This window comes from Streptomyces lycii (genome assembly GCF_009735685.1).
GTDB lineage: Bacteria > Actinomycetota > Actinomycetes > Streptomycetales > Streptomycetaceae > Streptomyces > Streptomyces lycii.
On sequence record NZ_WHPN01000091.1, the window covers coordinates 1 to 4984 of the forward strand.

At 72.7% G+C, this 4984-nt stretch carries 6 protein-coding genes; 5 read left to right on the forward strand and 1 reads right to left on the reverse strand.

Annotated features, from left to right (window positions below; all coding sequences use genetic code 11):
• The 4 genes from GCU69_RS04405 to nusB all read left to right on the forward strand — a co-directional run.
• The coding region (locus tag GCU69_RS04405; RefSeq protein WP_235978213.1) for an AAA family ATPase at nt 1–602 on the forward strand (602 nt) is incomplete at its 5' end.
• A gap of 183 nt (nt 603–785) precedes the next feature.
• Nucleotides 786–1913: a M24 family metallopeptidase gene (locus tag GCU69_RS04410; protein WP_098750909.1), complete on the forward strand. Its 1128-nt coding sequence runs from the start codon at nt 786–788 to the stop codon at nt 1911–1913.
• Between the two features lie 51 nt (nt 1914–1964).
• A complete protein-coding gene (efp, locus tag GCU69_RS04415; protein ID WP_098750908.1) occupies nt 1965–2531 on the forward strand; it encodes an elongation factor P in 567 nt (188 codons plus the stop codon).
• Nucleotides 2532–2533: 2 nt separating this feature from the next.
• A complete protein-coding gene (gene nusB, locus GCU69_RS04420) occupies nt 2534–2962 on the forward strand; it encodes a transcription antitermination factor NusB (RefSeq protein ID WP_098750907.1) in 429 nt (142 codons plus the stop codon).
• A 432-nt stretch (nt 2963–3394) separates the two neighbouring features.
• Here the strand turns inward: nusB and bldD are convergent, their stop codons facing one another.
• Complete coding sequence (gene bldD / locus GCU69_RS04425; RefSeq protein WP_006607459.1) at nt 3395–3895, reverse strand: transcriptional regulator BldD; 501 nt, start codon at nt 3893–3895, stop codon at nt 3395–3397.
• 388 nt (nt 3896–4283) lie between these two features.
• On the opposite strand from bldD, the gene pyrR reads away from it, so the two are divergent.
• Nucleotides 4284–4898: a bifunctional pyr operon transcriptional regulator/uracil phosphoribosyltransferase PyrR gene (gene pyrR / locus GCU69_RS04430; RefSeq protein WP_156205172.1), complete on the forward strand. Its 615-nt coding sequence runs from the start codon at nt 4284–4286 to the stop codon at nt 4896–4898.
• Nucleotides 4899–4984: the final 86 nt, after the last annotated feature.

Here is a 4984-nt window from a genome sequence, read left to right on the forward strand (position 1 = left end):
CCGGCTCCGGCCCGCAGCCGGGCACCGCGCCGCCGGACCCGGCGAACGCCGCCGTGGCGGTGCTGCTGATAGGCCCGGCGGGCGCCGGCAAGACGACGGTCGCCCGGCACTGGGCCGACAACCGGCGGGTGCCGACCGCGCACATCAGCCTCGACGACGTACGGGAATGGGTCCGGTCGGGCTTCGCCGATCCGCAGTCCGGCTGGAACGACCACTCCGAGGCGCAGTACCGGCTGGCCCGCCGCACCTGCGGCTTCGCCGCCCGCAACTTCCTCGCCAACGGCATCTCCTGCATCCTCGACGACGCCGTCTTCCCCGACCGGCCCGCGATCGGCCTCGGCGGCTGGAAGCGGCACGTCGGGCCTGGGCTGCTGCCGGTGGTGCTGCTGCCGGGCCTGGAGATCGTCCTGGAGCGGAACGCCGCCCGCAGCGGGAACCGGAGGCTGTCCGACGAGGAGGTCGCCCGCATCCACGGCCGGATGGCCGGCTGGTACGGCTCCGGGCTGCCGATCATCGACAATTCGCAGTTCGACGTCCACATGACGGCCCGTGCGCTGGACGACGCGATAGCCCGCTCGCTGGCGAGCCCGCCCCCGTTCTGACCCCCGTCCCGGGTCCTCGCCTCGATCCTCGCCCCGGTCCTCGCCCATGCGCCGGCCCCTGCGGCGGGCACGGGCCGGCGCGGTTCCTGCTGCGGCGCCGCTCCGGGCCGGGCCGGCTCGGGCGGGGACCCGTCCGGACGCGCTCAGTCGGCCGGGTCCGGTCCCGGCTCGTAGGCTCGGGGCATGTCAGACGTGCACGCGGCCCGCCGCTCGCAGCTCCGCGACCGGTGCGCGGCAGCAGGCAGCGCTGCCGCGCTCGTCTCGCGGCCCGCCAACGTCCGTTATCTCGCCGGCGCCGCGCCGCCCGGCGCCGTACTCCTGCTGGGCCCGGCCCGCGGGCCGTCCGGCCCCCTCGGTGACGTGCTGCTGTGCGCCGGGCCGCCCACGGGCGGTTCCGCCGAGGGCCGGGTCGCCGACGGCGTGCGGGTGCAGGCGCTGCCCACGCCCGCCGGTGACGCCGCGGTCGCCGCCGCGGACCTGGCCGCCGCGGCAGGCGCGGACGGCCTCGCGGTGGAGGAGCACGACCTGTCCGTGAGCCGGCACCGCGCCCTCGGGTCCGTCGCCCCGCGGCTGCGTCTCGCCGACCTCGGCTGCGCCGTCGAGCAGCTGCGGCTGGTGAAGGACGAGGAGGAGATCGCCTGCCTGCGGATCGCCGCGGAGATCGCGGACCAGGCGCTGGGGGAGCTGCTGGAGTCGATCCTGGTGGGCCGCACGGAACGCCATCTGGCGCTGGAACTGGATCGCCGGCTCATCGACCACGGCGCGGACGGCCCCGCCTTCGCGACCTCCGTGGGCACCGGCCCCAACTCCGGGCTGGCCGCCCATCCGCCCTCCGACCGGAGGGTCGAGGAGGGCGACTTCCTGACCGTGTGCCTGGGCGCCAACTACCGGGGTTACCGCTGCGAGCTGGGCCGTACGTTCGTCATCGGCACCTCGCCGGCGGACTGGCAGATCGAGCTGTACGACCAGGTCTTCGCCGCGCAGCGGGCCGGCCGTGAGGCGCTCGCGCCGGACGTCGAGTGCCGGGAGGTCGACCACGCGGCACGGCAGATTCTGGACTCCGCGGGGTACGGCGCGGAACTCGCTCCGGCCACGGGGCACGGTGTCGGGCTGGAAAACCACGAGGACCCTCGGCTGTCCCCGGCGGCCATGGGTAAACTGGACGCTTGTGTGCCGGTCACCGTCGAACCGGGGGTCCACCTCCCGGGCCGGGGCGGTGTCCGGATCGATGACACGCTCGTCGTCCGTCCCGAGGCGGACGGCGGACCAGAGCTACTCACCATCACGACCAAGGAGCTGCTCGCGCTGTAGCCTGCGTGCGCCCTTGGTTCCACCAGCTTTCAGTCCAGGAGACACCGCAACGTGGCATCCACGAACGACCTCAAGAACGGCATGGTGCTCAAGCTCGAAGGCGGCCAGCTGTGGTCCGTCGTCGAGTTCCAGCACGTCAAGCCGGGCAAGGGCCCGGCCTTCGTCCGCACGAAGCTGAAGAACGTGCTCTCCGGCAAGACGGTCGACAAGACCTTCAACGCCGGTGTGAAGGTCGAGACGGCCAGCGTCGACAAGCGCGGGATGCAGTTCTCGTACAAGGACGGCAACGACTTCGTCTTCATGGACTCGGAGACGTTCGACCAGATCTACATCACCCCGGAGACCGTCGGCGACGCGGCCAACTACCTTCTGGAGGGCTTCGACGCGGTCGTGGCGATGTACGAGGGGAACCCCCTCTACGTCGAGCTGCCCGCCGCGGTCGAGCTGGTGATCGAGTACACCGAGCCCGGCGTCCAGGGCGACCGCTCCACCGGCGGCTCCAAGCCCGCCAAGCTGGAGACCGGCTACGAGATCGCCGTGCCCCTCTTCATCACCACGGGCGAGAAGATCAAGGTCGACACCCGTTCCGGTGAGTACCTCGGCCGGGTGAACAGCTAACCGTGGCTGCCCGCAACAAGGCCCGCAAACGCGCCTTCCAGATCCTCTTCGAGTCCGACCAGCGCGACAGCGCGGTGCGCACGGTGCTCGCGGACTGGTTGCGGCTCGCCAGGACCGACGACCGGCAGCCGCCGGTCAACGAGTACACGATGCAGCTCGTCGAGGGGTATGCGGAGCACGCCGAGCGGATCGACGAGCTGATCTCCACCTACTCCGTCGGCTGGACGCTCGACCGGATGCCCGTCGTCGACCGCTGCATCCTGCGGCTCGGCGCCTACGAGCTGATCTGGGAGGACGAGACCCCGGACGCGGTGGTGATCGACGAGGCGGTGCAGCTCGCCAAGGAGTTCTCCACCGACGACTCGCCGTCCTTCGTGAACGGGCTGCTGGGCCGGTTCAAAGAGCTGAAGCCGACCCTTCGCAGAGCATAGGCGGCACCGGCCGCGCCCCTTTCCACCAGGCCCGGAGCGAGAAGACGAACAATCTTCCGCTCCGGGCCCGGTGCGTGCGGGGGGCGGTGATCCCCCTCCGCCTCGGGGCCCGCGGCCCGTTCGCCCTGCCCGTTCGCCCTGCCCGTTCGCCCTGCCCGTTCGCCCTGCTCGTGTACTCCGGCCCGTGCGCCTGCCCCCGTGTGTGTCCTGCGTTTGTCCTGGCCGGCCCGTGCGCCTGTCTCCGTGTGTCCTGCGTGCGTTCTGGCCGGTCCGCACGCCCCCGTGTGCCCTGGCCGGTGTGTCCCGGCGAGGGTCCCGAGGGCGGCCGGGAGAGGAGAAAACCGCCGGGGGCGGCGGGACCGCTTGGTCCCGCCGCCCCCGGCGGCACGTTTCTGCGGGCGCCCGGGCCGCCTCGGCCCCGCCGCGCCGGTCTCAGAGGTCGTCGTGCTGGACGGCCCGCCGGGCGTCCGCGTCCAGCACGCCCCAGCTGATCAGCTGCTCGGTGAGGACGGAGGGCGACTGGTCGTAGATGACCGCGAGGGTGCGGAGGTCGTCCTGGCGGATCGACAGCACCTTGCCGTTGTAGTCACCGCGCTGGCTCTGGATCGTGGCGGCATACCGCTGCAGCGGGCCCGCCTTCTCCTGCGGGACGTGCGCCAGCCGCTCCAGGTCCAGGACCAGCTTCGGCGGCGGCTCGGCGGCCCCGCCCGGCGTGGTGCCCGGCAGTAGCTCCTGCACCGGGACGCCGTAGAAGTCCGCCAGCTCGGCAAGACGCTGCACGGTCACAGCACGGTCGCCGCGCTCGTAGGAGCCGACCACCACGGCCTTCCAGCGGCCCTGGGACTTCTCTTCGACACCGTGAAGAGACAGGCCCTGCTGGGTGCGGATGGCGCGGAGCTTGGCTCCGAGCTGCTTGGCGTATTCGCTGGACATATAGCTCCCCGGACGAAGACTTGGTAACTCACTGTGATGTTACGCAGCGTAATTCTGCTTCGTCAAGCGGAAGGGCTCCCACCCTGGGCCGACCGGGCGCGCGGGCGCGCGCCGGGGCCCGTGGCGCGGCGCCCGGGGCGGCCGGGGAGCGCCACCGGGAACCGGGGCGGGGGACAGGAGGGGCGGGAGCGGCAAGAGGGGCCAGAGAGGCTGGGGGGGCAGAGAGGTTGCGGGGGCAAGGCGTGAGGGACAGGACGACCGGGCACAGGGGGGGGGCGGAGGGGAACGCGCGGAAGGCGTCCGCCGGCCGCCCTGGTATCGTTCACCAGGCAGTTTCCGACGTCCTTTAAGGTCCGTCCCGTGAGGCGGAGAAGGAGGTCCGTTTCGTATGGACGCATCCCCTGAAAGCCCCGATCCGGCAGCCCCGGCGGCGCACACTGGGCACAGCCCGGCCCGCCCCGTCCTGGAGGCCCCCGACATCGCGCGGGTCCTGACCCGCATCGCCCACGAGATCGTCGAACGCGCCAAGGGCGCCGACGACGTGGTTCTCCTCGGCATCCCCACCCGCGGCGTCTTCCTCGCCCGCCGGCTGGCCGCCAAGCTGGAGGAGATCACCGGCCGCCCGCAGCCGGTCGGCTCGCTCGACATCACCATGTACCGCGACGACCTGCGGCTGCGCCCGGCGCGTGCGCTCGCCCGCACCGACATCCCCGGCGACGGGGTGGACGGCCGGCTCGTCGTGCTCGTCGACGACGTGCTCTTCTCCGGCCGCACCATCCGGGCGGCGCTCGACGCCCTCGGCGACATCGGCCGCCCCCGTGCCGTTCAGCTGGCGGTCCTCGTCGACCGGGGCCACCGCGAGCTGCCGATCCGCGCCGACTACGTCGGCAAGAACCTCCCGACCTCGCTGCGCGAGGCGGTCAAGGTGCAGCTCACCGAGGAGGACGGGCGCGACAGCGTGCTCCTCGGAGTGCGCGACACCGCCAGAGCCGCCGAGCGATAGCTCCGGACGGCGCGGGCACCCCTGCGGTGCCGGTATGCGGCGGAAACGGTCCGAGCACCCGCGACAGGGTCCGCGGCGTCCCGGGA